Consider the following 18,898-nt stretch of genomic DNA (forward strand, 5'->3'; position numbering starts at 1 on the left):
GCCGGTGCGGACACGGTTGCCGCCTGGATCGGGGACATGCTCGACCGTCCCCGTCCCCGCCAGCGATCAGCGAAGGCACCGCTGCATCCGGAGACGGGACTGGCGAACGCGACCGTCCAGCAACGTGTGGTGGCCGTGCGGTCCTTCTACGAGTACCTGGTGGAAGACGGGCTGCGCGAACGGAATCCGGTACGTTGGGGGCAGTCGAGCCGCCGTGGCCGTCCTCCTCGGCAGGGGCTCGTGCGGCGCCTCGAGCAGCCGTGGAAGTACTACGACCTGGGTGAGGGCTACTGCTCTTACGACTTCTTCGCCAAGTGCCCCCACCGGCTGGCCTGCGCACGCTGCCCGTTCTACGTCCCCAAGACCTCCAGCCCAGGCCAGCTCCTGGCCGTCAAGGACGGCATCGACGAAATGCTCGAACAGCTCAACCTCACCGATGACGAGCGCGAAGCCCTCGAAGGCGACCGCGAGGCGGTCGCCGCCCTAGCGGAACGGCTCAGCGACATCCCAACTCCGGCTGGCCCTACCCCCAAAGAGCTCGGCACCACCAAGAGCTTCATCCCTCTCACCCAACTCACCGAAAGGTAAAGCTCCTGCCCCGATTCTCAATAACTTGCCACTTAATCCCGTTGTCGGTGACGTACCGGATCGCGTCCAGCATCCGGCGGTGGCAGTAGCCCTCGGGCTGCCCGCCCCGGCCCTCCAGCCACGCCGGGGTGGGCAGAGTCTTCCGGTGGCTGAGAAAGCTGCACCGCCTGCGCTGGAAGCAGCTGCGCCGCCTGTTCGTCACCACCTCCGGGCGGTGGCGGCCGGTCGGCATGGGCGGGATCGAGTTGTTCGACCCCTCATCGGTGACGGTGACCCGCTATCGATATCGGGGCACGATCCCGACCCCCTGGACAACACCGGCACCGCGCTCCGGGGGCGACTCAACCAGCGCATCGTCCACCGCTTTGCGGCCCTGGCCGGATGAGCGTTTCAGAGTGTCGGCAGGCCGAGCGCGATGATGGTGGACGACAGTCCTTGCCAGGTGCGTACGTCCCAATCGGTGAGTTGCTGCCAGCGCTGCAGGCGGTACTTCACGGTGTTCGGATGCACGTGCAGGACGCGGGCGGTCGCGCTGAGCGAGAAGCCGTTCTCGGCGAACCTGAGCACTGTCTCTGCCAGGTCAGGGTGTTGTCGCGCGGCCTCTCTGCGCGGCTCGAGCAGCACCGCGAAGCGTTGCGCGGTGGGCGCCAAGGTGGCGAGCAGCCAGTGGTCGGCAAAGGATTTCACCTGTCCCGGATCCGTCAGGGGCAGCGCCGCTCTCGCGTCCGCCATGCTCATCGCGGCGCCGGGGAGCCCGGTCCGCGGCAGGCCGATGCCGAAGCTCGCATCAGGGTTCTGCCGCTGGGCCGCTTCGACCACGGCCTGCGGCGAGATGTCCTGGACCAGGGCGATCATGAGGTTGCCGCGAGTCGCGCAGCGCAGCGTGCCCGGCCACCGGCGGTGCCGCAGATCCATCATGCGCTCGTCGGTCCAGGCCTCGGCCGGTGAGCACAGCGCCTGGAACTCGCCGGCCGGGTCGAAGGTGAGGGCGGCAGCCAGTTGCTCGAGGTCGACGCCTGCGGGCGCGGCGGTGGCAAGGCCGTCGAGGAACTGGTGGGTCAGCCTCAGGAGCGTGGCATCGGCGGCGCGGACGGCGACGCCGTACGCCTCGGCGGCCGCACTGCTGGAATGCTGCACCCACGTCCAGACCATCCCGACGATCGAGACGAGTTGCGCGACGACCCGGGTGTCGTGCGACTGAGCGCGAGCCAGCAGCACGTTCCACATCTCACGGTAGCCGACGTGGTAGGCCTCGACGAGGGCTTGCAGCGGCAGGCCGGTGGCGGCGCGTTCGGCTCCGAGTGCATGCGCGGCCTCGACCTCTTCGCGGGTGGGTGAGCGGCGTGCGGCCACGCCGGTCAGCAGGCCCTGGTAGTGGCGGGTGACGTCGCGTTCCTGCTGCTCGCGGTCCACGATCTGATAGCTCGGGATTTCGAGCCGTATGCGGTCAACGATCTTCGGGATCACCGTGGGCAGTTCTGCGGCGAGTGATTCGCAGAGTTCGACGACGGGCTGCCACGCCGCGGCGGTGTCGGCCTGCACCCCGGCCCCCTCGGTCACGGACTCCACCATCGCCCCTCCCGATATGTGGATTTCGTAGTGATCTCTCTCGCGGTTGTATGGCAGCTTCGCTGCGACTACGCGTCGACGATAGGCGATCAAGAACGCGCATGCTGCTCTTTTGTGGACTCCGCAAAGACGACGCCGGGAAGTTCTCAGATTCGGTTCTGGTCCCGCGGACCGGTCGTCGGCAGGCTGGACAGCGGACGCCGTGGGGGCCTGGTCCCCAGCGATGGGTCGAAAGCATCTGGGTGCACTGGAGGACGCGTGGAGACTCCGATGGAGTTCAGTCATGAATCGGTCGTGGTGCGACGCGGGCGGCGGAGCCGGCTGCCGATCGTCGTCGCAGTGCACTCCACTGCTCTCGGCCGTGCGGTAGGCGGCTGCCGGATGTGGGCGTACGACAGCTGGGAGGGCGGCCTGCGCGACGCGCTGCGCCTATCAGAGGGCATGACCCGTAAGTGCGCTGCCGCCGGACTGCCGAACGGCGGCGGCAAGACGGTCGTGGTCGTTCCCGCCGGGCGGAGCCTTACCGCGGACGAACGCCGCGCGGCGCTGCACGATGTCGGCGACATCGTGGCGGAGCTCGGCGGCGCCTACGTGACCGGTCCCGACGCGGGTACCGGACCGGCCGACATGGCGGTCATCGGCGAACGGACCGAGTACGTGTTCTGCCGGCCGGAGGCCGTCGGCGGAAGCGGTGATCCCTCGCCGTTCACGGCCCTGGGCGTCGTCGCCGCGCTGCGCTCGACCTGCCTGGCGCTCTTCGGCTCGCCGGCCTTGGCGGGCAGGAGATTCGCGGTGATCGGCTTGGGACACGTCGGGGAGCAGATCGCCCGGCAGTTGGCGGCGGCGGGAGCCGACCTGGTCCTGAGCGATGTCGACCCGGCGAAGCGCTCGCTCGGCGCAGAACTGGGCGCGGTGTTCGCCGAACCCGACGCAGCGGCCACCGCCGAGGTGGACGTGCTCGTCCCCGCCGCGCTCGGCGGCTTGCTGACCCGGGATCTGGTGGCGCGACTGCGATGCGGCGCGGTCGCGGGCGCGGCGAACAATCAACTGGCCGATCCCGGCGTGGCGGAGTTGTTGCGGGAGCGCGAGATCCTCTGGGCCCCCGACTACATCGCCAACGCCGGCGGTGTCGTCAACGCGGTCTCGCGCGAAGTCCTCGGCGACGAACCGGAGGAAGCGGTCAAGCGCATCGAGTCGATCGCCGACACCCTGACCGGCCTGTTCGAGACGGCCGTACGCGCGAAGACCACGACAGCGCAGGCCGCCGACGACCTCGCGCGCCAGCGGCTGGCCGTACCGGTTCCCAGCGCACCGGGACCGGCATGAACCCCCGGGTCTACGTGCTGGCCCTGGCCACCTTCACCGTCGGCACCGAGGGCTATGTCATCGCCGGCGTACTGCCGGCGGTCGCGCACTCCATGAACGTGTCCGTAGCAGTGTGCGGACAGCTGGTCACGGTCTTCGCGCTGGTCTACGCCCTGGCCGGGCCGCCACTGATCGGCGCGTTCCGGAGGGTGCCGCCGAAGTCGTTGCTGATCTGGGCCATGCTGGCTTTCGCGCTCAGCAACGCCCTCGCGGCGTGCGCACTCGACTATGCCGTGCTCGCCGCGGCGCGCGTGCTGGCCGCGTTGAGCGCGGCCCTGCTGGCCGGGCCGGCCGCCGCGGCGGCGGCGGCGCTGTGCCGTCCTGAGGACATGCCCAACGCGATCGCGGTCACCGCCAGCGGCAACGCGCTGGCGCTCACCCTGGGCGCGCCGCTCGGCACCTTGATCGGCGGACTGTTCGGCTGGCGGGGTACGTTCCTGTTCGTCACGATCCTGGCGCTGACGTCCGCGCTGATGCTGGCGGTCCTGCTGCCGACGGTGCCGCCTGCTCCCCTCGGCACCGGCCGGGCCGAACTGCTGCGCAACCCGGCCGTCCGGTGGAGTCTGCTGACCACCTTCGGGGTCTTCCTCGCCGCGTACTGCACCTACACGTATCTCGCGCCGATCGTCGAGCGGGCGACCGGGATGGGAAGCCAGGGTGTCGCGGCGCTGATGATCGTCTTCGGAGCCGGCGCGTTCCTGGCCGGGCGCACGATCGGCAAGATCCTGGTCAAGGTGCCCGTGGCGCGGGTGCTGCGGGTGGCTCTTTCGCTGATGGCGCTGCTCCTCGCGGCCATCGCCGTCGGCACCGCCTGGCATCCCCGCACCGCCGCGGGGATCGCCGCGTTTCCGGTGCTGTTCTGCCTGGGTGCCGCCTGGTGCTGCGGCGGGGTCTCCCAGCAGACGCGGATCGCCGCCCTGGTGCCCTCGCAGCGGTCCCTGGCTCTGGGTGTGCACTTCTCCGTGCAGTTCCTGGGCGTCGCCGTCGGCGGTGCCGTCGGTGGCCTCGCCCTGTCGACGGGGGGACCGGTGGCCGTTCCGGCCCTGTCCGCGCTGATCGCGTGCGTATCGCTGCTCTTCGTGCGGCGGACCGTCCCGGAAACAGCCGACTCACCGGATCGCGTGGCGCCCGCGACGATCCCGCGGTGATCACCGCGCAGGAGTGAGCAGCGGATCGGCCCGGAGAGTTACTCAGAAGCGCCTTCGCACGTGGAGGCGCTTCTGATGTCTGTATGCCGCGAATTATCAGCGCCCTGCTGACGCGAGCGGGCCCAGTCATCAATCTACTTGTCTACATGTTCGCATCACCAAGACGGGCCCCGGAAAAGTTCGATGAAATCCACAGAATACTGAGCCGCAGATTTGCGAGAATTGCAACCGGCGATTCCGCATTGCCTGCTCAGCGCGCGCGAGATGTGCCGTGAAACATGGATTTAATCTCGTGTTCCGTCGCGCCGCCGAATGTGGCCATTGTCAAGCCGCCCGAGGGGACTGTAAGTTCGAGTTGAGCGAGCAACAAAAGGGCCTGCGACTCTCTCATCCGAGCCGCAGTTGCCAATGGAGTGCGTCAGCCGCAGGTCGGGGCGTTCTGGGGGATCCCTTCTTCGAAGTCCCATCTGATTTCGGTTGACTTCAATGCGTTGGGAGAACTGCCATGCACGCGTTGCGTGATGCTCGGTTGGATCACGTCGAGTTCTATGTCGGAGACATTGACGCGACCGTCAAAGACCTCGTGTCGAAATACGCCTTCCAGATAGCGGGGACGTCGAGCACGAGCATCCGGTCCCACCGCTCGATAGCGTTGAAGCAAGGGGACATCGTCCTCTTAGTCACCCAGGGGCTGACCGAGGGTTCCCCGGTGTCCACGTGGGTCCGCACCCATGGCGACGGCGTGGCCAACGTCTGGCTGCGCACGCCGTCGGTCCGTGCGGCCTTCACGGAGGCCGTGGCCAACGGCGCCCAAGCCGTGCTTGAGCCGGTCGAGCGCGCCGGTGTGCTGGTCGCCGGCTTCGGCGCGTTCGGCGACGTCCAGCACGGCCTGGTCGAACGCCCGGACGATGCCGACCCCGGGCAACTGCCGCCGGGCATCGTCCCGACACAGGAGTCCGCGCCGCAGGCGCCCGCGGAGTTCGACGTGCTCGACCACTTCGCCTACCTCGTCGGCGCCGGCGACCTTCGGAACGCGGTGAAGTTCTACGAATCCGTCCTGGGTTTCTCGGTGATCTTCGAGGACCGGACCATGGTCGGCGGTCATGGTATGGATTCCCAGGTCGTGCGCAACGCCGCGGGCGACGTCACGTTCACCATCGTCGAGTCCGCCGCGAAGCCGGGGCAGGCCCTGGACTTCATCGCGGAGTTCGTGCAGAACAACGCCGGGCCCGGCATCGAGCACATCGCGTTCGGCTGCGCGGACATCGTGACGGCCGTCCAGAAGCTGCGCGGGCGCGGAGTGGACTTCCTCGACACTCCGGCCGCCTACTACGACCTGCTGCCCGACCGCATCGGCGGCGTGGCACGCCACGAACTCGAGCAACTGCGAGAACTGGGCATCCTCGCCGACCGGGACCACGGCGGCGAGCTGTTCCAGATCTTCACGCACTCCACGCACCCGCGGAAGACCTTCTTCTTCGAGGTGATCGAGCGGTTCGGTGCCGAGACCTTCGGCAAGGGCAATGTCAAGGCGTTGTTCGAGGCCAGGAAGGCGGAGCGGAACCAGCGGGAGGAAGGGTGACGGAGGCGACGGAGGTGACAGAGCCCGGGCAGCCGAGTCGGCCGCTGTCCGTGGCCGAGTTCGCAGACGCGGCCCGCGAGGTGATACCGACCGGCGCCTGGGATTTCATCTCCGGCGGCAGTGGTGCCGAGCTGAGCGTGGCGGCCAACCGGCGCGCCTTCGACAACCTGTACGTGGCGCCGCGGATGCTGCGGGACGTGTCGCACGTGTCGACCGCATCCCGTCTGGTCGGCACCGAAGCGAGCCTGCCGGTGGCCATCGCGCCGATGGCCTACCAGGGGCTGGCCCATTCGCAGAGCGAGGCGGCCACCGCACGCGCGGCGAAGACGGCGGGTGTTCCGTTCACCGTGGCGATGCTCAGTGGGACACCGGTGGAGGACATCGCCGAGTCGGGTGCCGACCTGTGGTTCCAGCTGTACTGGCTGCGGGACCGGGGCGCTACCACGGAACTGGTGAGCCGGGCCGAAGCCGCGGGCTGTCAGGCGCTCATGCTCACCGTCGACGTGCCCCGCATGGGCCGCCGCCTCAAGGACCACCGCAACGGCTTCGCGCTGCCGTCCGACGTCTACGCCGCGCACTTCCGCGGTGCGGCCGCGATCGGAGCGCAACGGGCCTCGGCCGGAGGCTCGGCCGTCGCCACGCACACCACCGAGATGTTCGACCCCTCATTGGCGTGGAGCGACATCGAATGGCTGCGGGCGCGCACCAGGCTGCCGCTCGTCGTGAAGGGCATCCTGACTCGCGAGGACGCCCTGATGGCGACACGCTCGGGCGTGGACGCGCTGGTGGTCTCCAATCACGGTGGGCGTCAGCTCGACGGAGCCGTGCCCGCACTCACGGTGCTGCCGGAGATCCGGGCCGCGGTGGGAGACACCGTGGAACTACTCGTCGACGGCGGCATCCGGTCAGGGGCGGACGTACTCAAGGCCCTGGCTCGCGGCGCCGACGGCGTCCTGCTGGGGCGGCCGATCCTCTACGGGCTCGCCGTCGGCGGTGAGTCGGGCGTCGACGCCGTGCTGTCGCTGCTGCGCGAGGAACTCGAGACGGATCTCGCCCTGTCCGGCTGCCGTACCGTCGGCGAAGCCGCCCACCTGACGACCTACGAACTCAGCGCTTCCAGCAGTACGGGGACTGCACCATGGTGAAGCAGGACATCATCAAGACGCTCGGTCCGTCGGGGACGGACGCGCACGCGGAGGCCGTCCGCATCGGGGGCGAGAACATCAAGCTCTTCCCCTCCTTCCGTGCCGCCATCGACGATTCCGAGACACACGGCGGCAGGGCGCTGGTCGCCGCCGGGTATCTCGACATGAACAACGGCTCAGTGATCGACTCCTGGGTCGACCTTCATTTCAGCAAGCTGAAGTCGATGACGATGGTCGGAGTCTGGGAGTCGCCGACCAAGCCCATGTGCGTCGCGGTCCATTCGGAGTTCTCCGGCGAGCTCGCGGACATCCGCACGGCGGCGTCCCACCCGGCCACCCTCCAGTTCGTGCGCGAGCACCTGCCGGCCGACGTGGCGGTCTCGACGGTGCGGGCGAAACCGGAGGCCGCACGGCTGGTGAGCGAGCAGGCCGTAGACGCCTGCATCGGATCGGTTGACGTCGTCGAATCCATCGAGAATCTGAAGATCTTGAAGAAGTTGGAGGCGACGATGGTGTGGTGCCTGTATGAGCATCGCTGACGTCGCCGCGGACGCACGGGTCCGGATCGGGGCACTGCGGGTCGCGCGCGCGTTTCGGGATTTCGTGGAACGGGAGGCTCTCCCCGGCATCGGCGTGGCTGCCGGGGAATTCTGGGCCGGGTTCGAGCGGCTGATCGACGACCTCGCGCCGCGCAATCGCGCGTTGGTGGACCGGCGCCGCGAACTACAGGACAGCGTGGACGCCTGGCACACCGCGCACCGCGGCGAGACCTTCGACGCGGACGCGTACCGCCGGTATCTGACAGAGATCGGCTACCTGGTCGCGACACCGGAGCCCTTCACCGTGGACACCGCCGGCACGGACGCGGAGATCACTCGGATCGCCGGTCCGCAACTGCTGGTGCCGGTGGTCGACGAGCCCTTCGTGCTCGAAGGGGTCAACGCCCGGTGGGGGTCGCTGTATCGCGCCCTGTACGAGACCGACGTGATCCCTCCGGGTGACGCCGCCGGACGACGCGAGGCGGTCATCGACTTCGCCCGGGGCATCCTCGACGTGATGGCGCCGCTCGACGAGGGCTCGCACGCGGAATCGACACGCTATCAAGTCATCGACGGCGCATTGCGCGTGCAGTTGTCCGACGGCACGTTCAGCACACTGGCCCCCACGGCGCGGCTGGCCGGATTCCGCGGTGATCCCGCTCGGCCGTCGGTCGTGCTGATCGAACATCATCGTCTGCACGTCGAGATCCAGTTCGACCCGGGCGGCGAGTTCGGCCGCCTCGACGCGGCCGGCATCCAGGACGTGGTCCCGGAATCCGGGATCACCACGATCATGGACTTCGAGGACTGTGTCGCCGCCGTGGACGTCGCGGACAAGATCGAGGTCTACCGTGCCTGGCTGCGTCTGATGGCCGGCAGCTACACCGCGCGGCACGGTAGCGGCGGGATGGACCCCGATCGCGGGTACACCGCCCCGGACGGCAGCCGGATATCACTCCCCGGGCGGGCCCTGCTGTTCGCCCGGATCGTCGGGCAGTTGATGACCACGGACGCGATCCTCGACCGCGAGGGCGCCGAGGTGCCGGAAGTCATCGTCGACACCGTGATCGCCACCCTCGCGGCGCTGCACGACCTGCGGGGCGACACCTCTCGCGTGAACTCCCGTGCCGGCGCGGTGTATCTGGCGGTGCCGAAACTGCACGGGCCGGACGAGTTCGCCTTCGTCGACGAACTGTTCGGCCGCGTCGAGCGCTTGCTCGGACTGCCGGATCACACGGTGAAACTCGGGCTGCTGGACGAGGAGCGGCGCACCACCGTCAACCTGGCGGCGTGCCTTGAGGCGGTCCGGCATCGAGTCGTCTCCACCAACAACGGCCTGCTCGACCGAACCGCCGACGAGATCCACACCTCGATGGCGGCCGGGCCCATGGTGCCCAAGGCCGCCATGAAGACCCAGCACTGGCAGATGGCCTACGAGCAGTGGCACGTCGACACCTGCCTGGCCCACGGCCTTCAGGGGCGGGCACTGATCGGGCTGGGCATGTGGCCCACGCCCGATCGGATGAGCGACCTGTTCGAGTCCAAGATCGGCCAGCTGTCTCTGGGCGCGGGGATGACCTGGGTGCCGACCGCCGTCGCCGCGACTCTGCACGCCGTGCACTACCACCAGGTGGACATCGCCGATGTGCAGCGCGAGGTCGCGGCGGCCGGACCGCGCCGTTCGCTCGGCGAGCTCCTGCGCCCGCCTGTCGCCGAAACCGAAACTCTCGCCGATCCGCGGACGGAGCTGGACGCCCACTGCTACACCGCTCTCGGGTACGCGGTGCGCTGGATCGAGCGCGCCGTCGCCAGTTCCCCGATGCCCGCTTTCGACGGTGTCGTCGTACTCGAGGATCGCGCCACACTGCGGATGTCGACCCAGCTGCTGGCGAACTGGCTGCACCACGACGTGATCACCGTGCGGGACGTGGACGACGGTCTGCGCCGGGCGGCGGCGGTCCTCGACGATCGCCTCCACGACGAACCGGGTTACCGGCCGCTACTGTCCGCGGGGGAAACCTCCCTCGCGTGGCAGGCAGCCCGCGAACTGATCACCCGGGGCACAACGGCGCCGAACGGCTACACCGAACCGGTGCTGTACCGATTCCGCCGCGACCAGAAGGCCCAGGCAACGTGATGCGGTCGAACCGACGAGAGCGAGAAAGGGAGACCTCGTGCACGCAGTAGTAGTGACCGAGCCCGGCGGCCCGGATGCTCTCCGTTACCGCCGGATGCCGGACCCGGTTCCCGGGCCGGGCGAGGTGCTGGTGCGGACCAGAGCGATCGGCGTGAACTACCGCGACGTATACGTGCGCAGAGGGGAGTATCCCACTGAACTCCCCATTCCGGGCCTCGAAGGAGCAGGCGAGGTCGTGGCGGCGTGCGATGGAGCCGAGGTCGCCGTCGGGGATCGAGTGGCCTGGGCGTACGGCAGGGCCAGCTATGCCGAACTCGTGGCCGTGCCGGCCGACCAGTGCGTGCCGGTGCCCGACGGGATCGACTGGCAGGTCGCCGGTGGCGCGTTGTTGCAGGGAATGACCGCGCACTACCTCCTGGAGTCGGTGTATCGACCGACGCCGGGAGACTCGATCCTGATTCACGCGGGTGCCGGCGGCATGGGCCAGCTTCTGGTGCAATGGGCCGCGGCGCGAGGCGCCAAGGTGATCACCACCGTGTCCACCGACGAGAAGGAGAAGCTCGCCCGGGAGGCAGGGGCCTGGCACGTGCTGCGTTACGGTGACGATCTCGCCGATCGTATCCGGGAACTGACGGGCGGCGATGGGGTCTCCGCCGTCTACGACGGCGTCGGTGCGGCCACCTTCGAGTCGAGCCTCGCCTCACTTCGGCCGCGAGGCACACTCGCGTTGTTCGGATCCGCGAGCGGCCGAGTGCCGCCGTTCGATCTGCAACGTCTCGCCGAACTGGGTTCGTTGTTCGTGACCCGGCCGGTGCTGCCGCACTTCGTCCGTACCCGCGCCGAGGTGCTGTGGCGCGCGAACGAGGTCTTCAGCGCGATATCCGAAGACGTACTGCGCATACGGTTCGGTGGCACCTACGCCTTGCCCGACGCGGCACAGGCCCATCGGGCGATCGAGTCCCGCGCCACAGCCGGTTCACTCGTGCTGCTGCCGGCATGATGGTGGACCTTGGCTTGACTCTGTCGGGGATCTTGGTTGCGCCGTGAGGCGCTGTGGTTCGAGTGGAGGTGAAAGACCGACACCTCTGGCCTGTCGCAGCAGGTCAGCGTAGCTGAGGGCAGCCTGACCCGGGTGGTGCCGGAGAGGGCGGGAGCGGCCCTGACAAAGCCGGGACGTACCAGCACTGCCAGATGGTGCGGGTCCGGCGAGCGAGACGAAGAGGAGTACGCGAGGAACCGGCGTTACTACGTCCTTCAACCCCGACACCGGCTCGAACCTGGCGGATCTGGGCCGGGCGCGGTGCGTCTCGTCGTCCGAAGGGGCGACGGGAACTTCCACGGCCGTATTCAAGAGCGGGCGTGGGAGGCCACGAGGAAAGCCTGCGGCGTACTCGTGGCGAGGCCGCTGGGACATAGTCGGGCTCCTACTTCGACAAACGGATCACAGTGAACACGGGAACCGTCCGGTCGCAGCTCCACGCTCCTCAACTCCCATATGAGGAACGCGGATAGGCGCACCGACAGCCGAACGGATCGGGCGGGGCGGAGCCGCCGTAGTACTCCGAGGCCGGGAAAGCCGGTCACATGGGGAAGGGCGGCAGCGGAAAACATGCAAGGAGGGACTGCAATGCCAGAAGACACCTCGCTGAACAGCGAGGATCCAAGTTCTCGGGCTCGGGTACTGGAGATGCAGACCAAGCTGCACCATTGGGCGACGGCCGATCCGGGCCGTCGGTTCGATGACCTGTTCAACCTCGTGCACGACCCGGCAACGCTGACCATGGCGTTCGCCCGGGTCGCGGGAAACCAGGGTGCCCGCACTCCCGGTGTCGATGGCCTGACGGTCATCGAGGTCGAGGGGCGGATCGGGACGCCCGGGTTCCTACATGACCTGCGGGCCGCTCTCAAGGACGGCTCGTTCCGACCTCTTCCGGTGCGGGAACGCAAGATCCCGAAACCAGGTGGGTCGGGGAAAGTCCGCAGCCTCGGCATTCCGACGGTCGCGGACCGGGTCGTGCAGGCCGCGCTGAAGCTGGTGATGGAACCCGTATTCGAGGCCGACTTCACGCCGGTCTCCTACGGATTCCGGCCGGGCCGGCGGGCCCAGGACACGATCGCCGAGATCCATCACTTCGGCGCCAACAGCTACCGCTGGGTGCTGGACGCGGACATCGAGGCGTGCTTCGACCGGATCGACCACGTGGCCCTGATGGACCGCGTGCGTGCCCGGGTGAAGGACAAACGTGTTCTGGCCCTGGTCAAGGCGTTCTTGAAAGCCGGAATTCTGACGGAGCTCGGCGAGAACAAGGAAACCATGACCGGGACCCCGCAGGGCGGGATCCTCTCCCCGCTATTGGCCAACATCGCCCTGTCGGTGCTCGATGAGCACCTGATGGAGCCGTGGAAGCCGGGCGGGGTGATGTTCACCGCATGGCAGCGCCAAGGCCGCCGCCGTCGCAAGCAGTTGCCGAACTGGCGGGTGGCCCGTTACGCGGACGACTTCGTCGTGCTCGTCAACGGCAGCCGCGATGACGTGCTGGCTGTGCGCGAGGACGTCAGCCGGGTGCTCAGGCCGCTGGGTCTTCGCCTGTCTCAGGAGAAGACCCAGGTCACGCACCTGGAAGACGGAATCGACTTCCTGGGGTTCCACATCCACTGGCGCCGCAAGAAGGGGACGGATCAGTGGCACGTCTACACGTTCATCGCCAAGCGCCCCACTCCGGCAGCTGAAGGCGAAGATCCGTGCGCTGACCCGCAGGCAGTCGCAACAAGATCTCAAGACCCTGCTGATCAGGATCAACCAGATTGTGCGGGGCTGGTCCGCCTACTTCCGGCATGCCGTGGCCAAGAATCAGTTCAGCGCACTCGCCGATTTCATCTGGTGGCGAGTAATGCGGATGCTGAGGGTCCGGCACAACTGGACGTGGAAAGACATCCGCCGACGGTTCGTCAGCCCCACCGGGCGGTGGCGGCCGATCTCGGCGGAGGGAACCGAGCTCTTCGACATGGCAGCGGTGGTCGTTACCCGATACCGCTGGCGAGGAGCGCGCATCCCCAGTCCGTGGACCGAGATTCGAGCCTGATGGCGGTCTCCGTGGAGAGCCCGCTGCGTTGAGAGGCGCACGGCGGGTTCGGCGAGAAGTCCGGGGAAACGGACCGGGAGAGATCCCGGCACCGCGCCCCGGGCATACTCAGCAGTCTCCCTGTGCGCCGACTTGATCAGCGGGCATGCTCGGGGCTGTTTCACAGGCCGATGCAGTCGTCGAGGTGTCCGTTGTCGCTCCGTCCCCGTTCCGGTGAGCAAGTCCCGTCTCTCACCGCGCAGATCGCGCGGGCGAGCAACCCGGGCGGAACGACGGCGATGGGGGTGAGAGACCACCTCGACGGGCTGTGGTGCGACGAGCACTTCGCCGACTGGTACCCGCGCGACGGACGCCCCGGCATCTCGCCAGCCCAACTGGCCACCGTGTGTGTACTGCAGTTCCTGCTCGGTCTGTCGGACCGGCAGGCGGCCGAGGCGGTGCGCTGCCGCATCGATTTCAAGTACGCCATGGCCTTGGGGCTGGTCGATCCCGGTTTCCACCACAGCGTCCTGGCCGATTTCCGCGAGCGCCTCGCCCAGGACGACCGCGCCGACCGACTTCTCGATCTGGCGCTCGCCCGCCTGAAGGAAGCAGGCCTCCTGCGCGAGCGCACCATGCAGCGCACCGACTCCGCCCACGTCCTGGCCGCGGTGCGTGATCTGCCCCGGCTGGAGCTGGTCACCGAGGCCGTCCGTGCCGTGCTTGAGGAAGTGGCCCGCACCGCTTCGCACCTGCTGACCGGCCTGGTCGACGAGGACTGGGGGCGCCGCTACGGCCGTCCGGTCCGTCGCTCGGTCGCCATCCTCGCCTCACCCCGCGACAGCATCCAGCAGGCTCTGCAGCCGGCAGGCGCGAATCCCGAGAACCTACGCGTCAGGCTTCGGCGGCGATGAGTTCGGCGATTTCGCGGGTCGCGTCGCGGGCCGGGCGTCCCACCCCGATGAGAGTGGCGGAGGCCGGCCCGGTCCAGTCGCCGTAACCGAGAAGGTGCAGACGCGGCTCGTCCACCGTCCGCGTACCGGCGGTGGCGATACGACCCCGCCGGCCGCGCAGACCGAGGGGCGCCAGGTGGGAGAGGGCCGGGCGGAAACCGGTGCACCAGATCACCGCGTCCGCCGGCGCCCGAGTGCCGTCGGCCCGGACGATCCCGTCACGGTCGAGGCGTACGAACATCGGCGACGCCTTCAACAGCCCGGCGTCCCGGGCCTCCCGCACCGGCGGTACCGCGACGATGTCACCCAACGACGCCACGCCCTCGGGATCGGTGCGGCCCTCGTCCAAGGCCCGGCGACGAGCGGTGGCCACGTCGAACAGGGCCCGGCCGTCGATGTCGTCGGCGAGGAAGCGGGGCGGGCGCTGCGTGACCCAGGTCAGTTCGGTGTCGTACGCGAGGTCGGCCGCGATCTGCGCACCGGAGTTGCCGCCGCCGACGACCACGACCCTCCCCCAGCCTTCGGCCGGGGGGACCCCCAGCCCGCTGAAGTGACGCGGGTTGCGGTACTCGACGGTGTGCAGTTGCCGGCCCCGGAAGTCCGACCGGCCGGGGACCGCGGGCAGGAACGGGCGCCACCACGTGCCGGTGGCGCTGATGACAGCCTGGGCCTGCCATGAGCCGGAGTCGGTCTCGACGCGCAGCAGCCCGCCGCCGGCCCGGTGGACGCCGGCGACCCGTACGGGACGGTGCACCGGGAGGCCGTACCGGTGCTCGTACTCCGTGAGATACCCGACCACATGGCCCGCGTCCGGATACGTCTCCCCCGTCTGGTTGGGCATCGGCCGCCCGGGCAGGGACGAGTACGCGGCCGGTGAGAACAAGTGCCGGGAGTCCCAAGCGTGTTGCCAGGCGCCGCCGGGTTCGGGCTGGGCGTCGAGGATGACGAAGTCCAGGCCGAGGCGGCGCAGATGGTAGCCGGCGGCGAGCCCGGACTGGCCGCCGCCGATCACCACCACGCCCGTCCGACGGGTCATTCGGCGGAGCGACCGGGCATGAAGACGATCGCGACCAGGGCCAGACCGACCACCGCGCCCACGAGTTGGGCGCCGATGAACCCCGGGACCGAACCCGGTGCGATGCCCGCGAACGTGTCGCTGAACGCGCGGCCGACCGTCACCGCCGGGTTGGCGAAGGACGTGGACGAGGTGAACCAGTACGCGGCGCCGATGTAGGAGGCGACCGCGACGGGGGCGAAGCGGAGGCGGTCGGTGCGGGCCAGGCCGAAGATCAGCAGGATCAGCCCGGCCGTCGCGACGACCTCGCCGAGCAGCAGATGGCCCGCCGAGCGGTCGTGGGTGGACCACTCCACCAGCGGCTTGCCGAACATCGCGTCCGCCAGCACAGCACCCGCGATGGCGCCGACGACCTGGGCCGGGACGTAGACGGCGACCTCACGGGCGGTGACGCCGTCACCGCCGCGCCGCGCGGTCCACCACTCGGCCAACGTGACGGCCGGGTTGAAGTGCGCGCCGGAGACCGGGCCGAGCAGCAGGATCAGGATGCCGAGGCCGAAGACGGTGGCGATCGAGTTGGCCAGCAGCTGGACGCCGACGTCCTTCGTCAGTTCGGTGGCCTGGATGCCGGATCCGATCACGATCGCGACGAGGAGTGCGGTGCCGAGGAGTTCCGCTGCGGCCCGGGCGGTCAGCGGCGTACGGGGCGGGGTGGCGCCCGGCGCGGGCTGGGGCTCGTGCCCCGGCGTGGCGGAGGTTACGACGGACTCCCCGGCTCTGTCGTGTTCGGTGGCCTCGGTGGCGGTCAACAGGACTCCTCGGTGGGGACGGACGGCGACGGGCGCCAGGTCAGGGACAGGACCGCTTGATGTTGTTCTCGGCGGTGGCGCGCGCGGTCTCCGCGAGCTCGGCGAACTGACCGGCCAACGAGGCGATGACATCGGGCTTCAGCCGGTAGTAGGTGAACCGGCCACACGGCTCCGTCTCCACGACCCCCGCCTCGCGCAGCACCTTCAGATGGTTGGAGACGTTGGTCTGCTTGGCCCCCGTTTCCTCGATCAGGTGCGTGCTGCAGAGCGTCTCCCGGGCCAGCAGGGTGACAATCCGCAGCCGCATGGGGTCTGCGAGAACCCGCATCAGATCAGTGTCGACCGACGTCATCATGGGCTGATACTCTCACATCACTCGAAGCTGATACCAGCCCGGGATGAATCGTTGGAACCCGGCGAAGGGGGTTCTCATGACCACGTCCCCGCGCACGCGGGCGTGCTCGGCGAGACACTCGCACGGTGGCCGACGCGCTGGGGCCCTCACCGAGATCGACGCCCACATCACCGGACTGCTCGACTCCCCGCCGAGCACCTCAGCCTCCCGTACCCCTTAGACCTCTCTTGATCCGTTCACGAAGGAAGAACCCATGTCCTCCGCCAGCCCGCTCGCCTCCGTGCTGTTCGTCTGCGTCCACAATGCCGGGCGCTCGCAGATGGCCGCCGGATTCCTCAACCACCTCGCGGGCGACCGGATCGAGGTTCGTTCCGCCGGATCCATTCCCGGCGACCAGGTCAACCCGGCCGCGGTCGAGGCCATGAAGGAGGTCGGTGTCGACATCGCCGACGCCAAGCCGAAGATCCTCACCACCGAGGCCGTCCAGGCGTCCGACTACGTCATCACCATGGGCTGCGGCGACGCCTGCCCCATTTTCCCCGGCAAGAAGTACCTCGACTGGGCTCTCGAAGACCCGGCCGGCAAGGGCGTCGAGTCCGTCCGCCCCATCCGCGACGAGATCAAGACCCGCATCGAGGCCCTGATCGCCGAGATCGACGCCAAGCAGGAGGCCTGAGCGGCGTGGCCGACTGCGGCATACGCGAGGGCATCGTCATCGGCCCCGGTCCCGGTCCCGCCGGATACACAGCCGCCCTGTGCACCGCCCACGCCGAACTCGGGCCGCTCGTCTTCGGCGGCGTGATCTTCGTCGGCGGGGCTTGACCACAACTACCGAGGTCGAGAACGGTCCCCGCGGCATCTCGTACTACTGATGGAATCCACCTCCACCGTCGCCTCACATTGTGTCGCCTCACATGGCGATGACGATCTTGCCGCGTGCACGGCCCTGCTCCAGATGCCGGATGGCTTCCGGAACCTCACCCAGCGAGTACGTCCTCTCGATGACCGGCGTGACTGTGCCGGCCTCCATGAGTTGCGTCAGGAGCTCGAGGTCCGCGTTGCGTTCCGCGGACATCAGGCCGCGCAGCTTCTGCTTGGTGAACGGGGACAGGACCATCGCCTGGAGCGTGCGGTCCACGCCTTGCAGCCACCGTCCGTCCCCTTCGCCGCCCACCAGGACGAGCGTTCCGCCAGGGGTGAGGGCGCGCCGCAGGAGTGACAAGGGGCGGTTGCCCGCGGTGTCGAGGATGAGGTCGTAGCGGCGAGCCCCGTCCGCGAAGTTCTCGCGTGTGTAGTCGATGACGTGGTCCGCACCGATCGACCGGACCAGTTCCGTCTTCGTCGTGCTGCACAGGCCCGTGACGTCCGCCCCGAAGGCCTTGGCCAGCTGTACGGCGTACGTTCCTATGCCTCCCGCCGCGCCGATGACCAGGACCTTGTGTCCTGCCTGCACCTGCCCTCTGTCGCGCAGGCCCTGGAGGGCGGCGAAGGCGGCGGTGGGAACGGCTGCCGCCTGCTCGAAGGTGAGGTTGGCCGGCTTCGGTGCCAGCCTGTCCTGCCGACCACGCGCGTACTCGGCGAAGGAGCCGTCGCAGGTGCCGTACACCTCGTCGCCCGGGCTAAAGCGCGTCACGTTCGTGCCGACCGCCTCGACCCGCCCCGCGACATCCAGGCCACGGATGCGGGATGCGGGGGCGCGAAGCCCGTATCCCATCAAGCGCATCAGATAGGGCATGCCCGTCATGCAGTGCCAGTCGGCCGGGTTCACCCCTGCCGCGCGCACCTGCACGAGCACGTCGTCGGGCCCGGGTTCCGGTGTGGCGATGTCCCTGAGTTCCAGGACTTCCGCCGGGCCGTAGATGTCCTGAACAACTGCCTTCACGGTGTCTCCTCTTCGTGGTCCGAGTACTGGAACACGTCGTCCAGTGGGACTTGGAACACCTTGGCGATCTGGAATGCCATCTCAAGGGAGGGCGAATAGCGGCCCTGTTCGATGGCGATGACGGTCTGGCGGGATACGCCGATCCGGTCCGCCAGTTGAGCCTGGGTCATTTCTCCGTGCGTGAATCGGAGGGACCGGATCGCATTCGTGACTCTGGTGGGCTTGGGTTTCGGCTTGGGCTTCACCACGGCTGGAAGCCTCGGCGGTACGCGACGATCCTGGCGGCGGACCCGAGGATCGCGGACAGGACGAACGCCAGGTAGATCGCGTTGGAGATCCAGAAGTGGTCCAGCTCGGCCATCGACATGCCGAGGGCCGAGACTCCGCCCACGACGAGGAACGACTGGCCGACGTATTCGCCGAACCGAATGATCTCCTTGTCGCGTTGGTCCTTCTTGCGGGCGTCCTTCGGCGAGAAAGTCGCGACGAGGACGTGCAACACGATCGACGCGGCGATCGAGGCGCCGACGGCCCACAGCATCGCAGACACGTACGCCACATCGGCGACGGCAGTATCGCCCGCCCGCCCAAGAATGACGGCGCCGTAGGCCGCATATGTGCCGATCGCGAGGACCCCCATGATCCACGCGCTCTTCTCTTCGAATGGCATGCCGTGAATGTAAAGCACGCTTGACATGACGTCAAGGTTTCTTTACATGACTACGTGACCGAGGAGGCGCCCCGGACCA

At 68.6% G+C, this 18,898-nt stretch carries 17 protein-coding genes and 3 pseudogenes; 13 read left to right on the forward strand and 7 right to left on the reverse strand.

Annotation, left to right across the window (positions count from 1 at the left end; translation table 11 throughout):
* A pseudogene (locus tag AC5P09_RS35720) lies at nt 1–588 on the forward strand (hypothetical protein); the annotation flags it as partial.
* 390 nt (nt 589–978) lie between these two features.
* Here AC5P09_RS35720 and AC5P09_RS35725 read toward each other — a convergent pair.
* The gene (locus AC5P09_RS35725) at nt 979–2,148 is read right to left on the reverse strand and encodes a PucR family transcriptional regulator (RefSeq protein WP_493877869.1); all 1,170 of its coding nucleotides are present in this window, start codon (nt 2,146–2,148) and stop codon (nt 979–981) included.
* A 267-nt stretch (nt 2,149–2,415) separates the two neighbouring features.
* Here AC5P09_RS35725 and AC5P09_RS35730 point away from each other — a divergent pair, with 267 nt between their 5' ends.
* The 10 genes and pseudogenes from AC5P09_RS35730 to AC5P09_RS35775 all read left to right on the forward strand — a co-directional run bounded on the left by AC5P09_RS35730 (nt 2,416) and on the right by AC5P09_RS35775 (nt 14,049).
* Nucleotides 2,416–3,483: a Glu/Leu/Phe/Val dehydrogenase family protein gene (locus AC5P09_RS35730; RefSeq protein ID WP_493877870.1), complete on the forward strand. Its 1,068-nt coding sequence runs from the start codon at nt 2,416–2,418 to the stop codon at nt 3,481–3,483.
* Entirely contained in the window at nt 3,480–4,670 is a 1,191-nt protein-coding gene (locus tag AC5P09_RS35735; RefSeq protein WP_493877871.1) for an MFS transporter, read from the forward strand. The genes AC5P09_RS35730 and AC5P09_RS35735 overlap by 4 nt, the downstream gene beginning before the upstream one ends.
* Nucleotides 4,671–5,175: 505 nt before the next feature.
* The gene (gene hppD, locus AC5P09_RS35740; RefSeq protein ID WP_493877872.1) at nt 5,176–6,252 is read left to right on the forward strand and encodes a 4-hydroxyphenylpyruvate dioxygenase; all 1,077 of its coding nucleotides are present in this window, start codon (nt 5,176–5,178) and stop codon (nt 6,250–6,252) included.
* Entirely contained in the window at nt 6,249–7,397 is a 1,149-nt protein-coding gene (locus AC5P09_RS35745) for an alpha-hydroxy acid oxidase (RefSeq protein ID WP_493877873.1), read from the forward strand. The genes hppD and AC5P09_RS35745 overlap by 4 nt, the downstream gene beginning before the upstream one ends.
* Complete coding sequence (locus tag AC5P09_RS35750) at nt 7,391–7,936, forward strand: hypothetical protein (protein ID WP_493877874.1); 546 nt, start codon at nt 7,391–7,393, stop codon at nt 7,934–7,936. The genes AC5P09_RS35745 and AC5P09_RS35750 overlap by 7 nt, the downstream gene beginning before the upstream one ends.
* On the forward strand, nt 7,923–10,073 hold the full coding sequence (locus tag AC5P09_RS35755) for a malate synthase G (protein WP_493877875.1): 2,151 nt from the start codon (nt 7,923–7,925) through the stop codon (nt 10,071–10,073). Before AC5P09_RS35750 ends, AC5P09_RS35755 begins: the two co-directional genes overlap by 14 nt.
* Before the next feature lie 37 nt (nt 10,074–10,110).
* Complete coding sequence (locus AC5P09_RS35760) at nt 10,111–11,073, forward strand: quinone oxidoreductase family protein (protein ID WP_493877876.1); 963 nt, start codon at nt 10,111–10,113, stop codon at nt 11,071–11,073.
* A gap of 780 nt (nt 11,074–11,853) precedes the next feature.
* Nucleotides 11,854–12,711: pseudogene (locus AC5P09_RS35765) on the forward strand (reverse transcriptase domain-containing protein); the annotation flags it as partial.
* On the forward strand, nt 12,602–13,156 hold the full coding sequence (locus AC5P09_RS35770; RefSeq protein ID WP_493877919.1) for a group II intron maturase-specific domain-containing protein: 555 nt from the start codon (nt 12,602–12,604) through the stop codon (nt 13,154–13,156). The pseudogene AC5P09_RS35765 and the gene AC5P09_RS35770, both read left to right, overlap by 110 nt.
* Nucleotides 13,157–13,434: 278 nt before the next feature.
* Nucleotides 13,435–14,049: a transposase gene (locus AC5P09_RS35775; RefSeq protein ID WP_493877877.1), complete on the forward strand. Its 615-nt coding sequence runs from the start codon at nt 13,435–13,437 to the stop codon at nt 14,047–14,049.
* Here AC5P09_RS35775 and AC5P09_RS35780 read toward each other — a convergent pair.
* From AC5P09_RS35780 to AC5P09_RS35790, 3 genes are read right to left on the reverse strand one after another with little or no spacing between them, the layout of a single operon-like run.
* A complete protein-coding gene (locus tag AC5P09_RS35780) occupies nt 14,030–15,124 on the reverse strand; it encodes an ArsO family NAD(P)H-dependent flavin-containing monooxygenase (RefSeq protein WP_493877878.1) in 1,095 nt (364 codons plus the stop codon). The genes AC5P09_RS35775 and AC5P09_RS35780 overlap by 20 nt on opposite strands.
* Complete coding sequence (locus AC5P09_RS35785) at nt 15,121–15,912, reverse strand: aquaporin (protein WP_493877879.1); 792 nt, start codon at nt 15,910–15,912, stop codon at nt 15,121–15,123. The genes AC5P09_RS35780 and AC5P09_RS35785 overlap by 4 nt, the downstream gene beginning before the upstream one ends.
* A gap of 40 nt (nt 15,913–15,952) precedes the next feature.
* Nucleotides 15,953–16,267, reverse strand: a complete 315-nt coding sequence (locus AC5P09_RS35790; RefSeq protein WP_493877880.1) for an ArsR/SmtB family transcription factor — start codon at nt 16,265–16,267, stop codon at nt 15,953–15,955.
* A 253-nt stretch (nt 16,268–16,520) separates the two neighbouring features.
* On the opposite strand from AC5P09_RS35790, the gene AC5P09_RS35795 reads away from it, so the two are divergent.
* Together AC5P09_RS35795 and AC5P09_RS35800 are read left to right on the forward strand one after the other, a co-directional pair.
* Entirely contained in the window at nt 16,521–16,943 is a 423-nt protein-coding gene (locus AC5P09_RS35795; RefSeq protein ID WP_493877881.1) for an arsenate reductase ArsC, read from the forward strand.
* A 5-nt stretch (nt 16,944–16,948) separates the two neighbouring features.
* Nucleotides 16,949–17,118: pseudogene (locus AC5P09_RS35800) on the forward strand (thioredoxin-disulfide reductase); the annotation flags it as partial.
* Nucleotides 17,119–17,177: 59 nt separating this feature from the next.
* Here AC5P09_RS35800 and AC5P09_RS35805 read toward each other — a convergent pair.
* From AC5P09_RS35805 to AC5P09_RS35815, 3 genes are read right to left on the reverse strand one after another with little or no spacing between them, the layout of a single operon-like run.
* Nucleotides 17,178–18,149, reverse strand: a complete 972-nt coding sequence (locus AC5P09_RS35805) for an NAD(P)-dependent alcohol dehydrogenase (RefSeq protein ID WP_493877882.1) — start codon at nt 18,147–18,149, stop codon at nt 17,178–17,180.
* A complete protein-coding gene (locus AC5P09_RS35810) occupies nt 18,146–18,397 on the reverse strand; it encodes a helix-turn-helix transcriptional regulator (RefSeq protein WP_493877883.1) in 252 nt (83 codons plus the stop codon). Before AC5P09_RS35810 ends, AC5P09_RS35805 begins: the two co-directional genes overlap by 4 nt.
* Nucleotides 18,391–18,819, reverse strand: coding sequence for a hypothetical protein (locus AC5P09_RS35815; RefSeq protein WP_493877884.1), 429 nt, complete (start codon nt 18,817–18,819; stop codon nt 18,391–18,393). The genes AC5P09_RS35810 and AC5P09_RS35815 overlap by 7 nt, the downstream gene beginning before the upstream one ends.
* Between the last annotated feature and the right edge of the window lie 79 nt (nt 18,820–18,898).

The organism is Streptomyces sp. a15 (assembly GCF_059026085.1).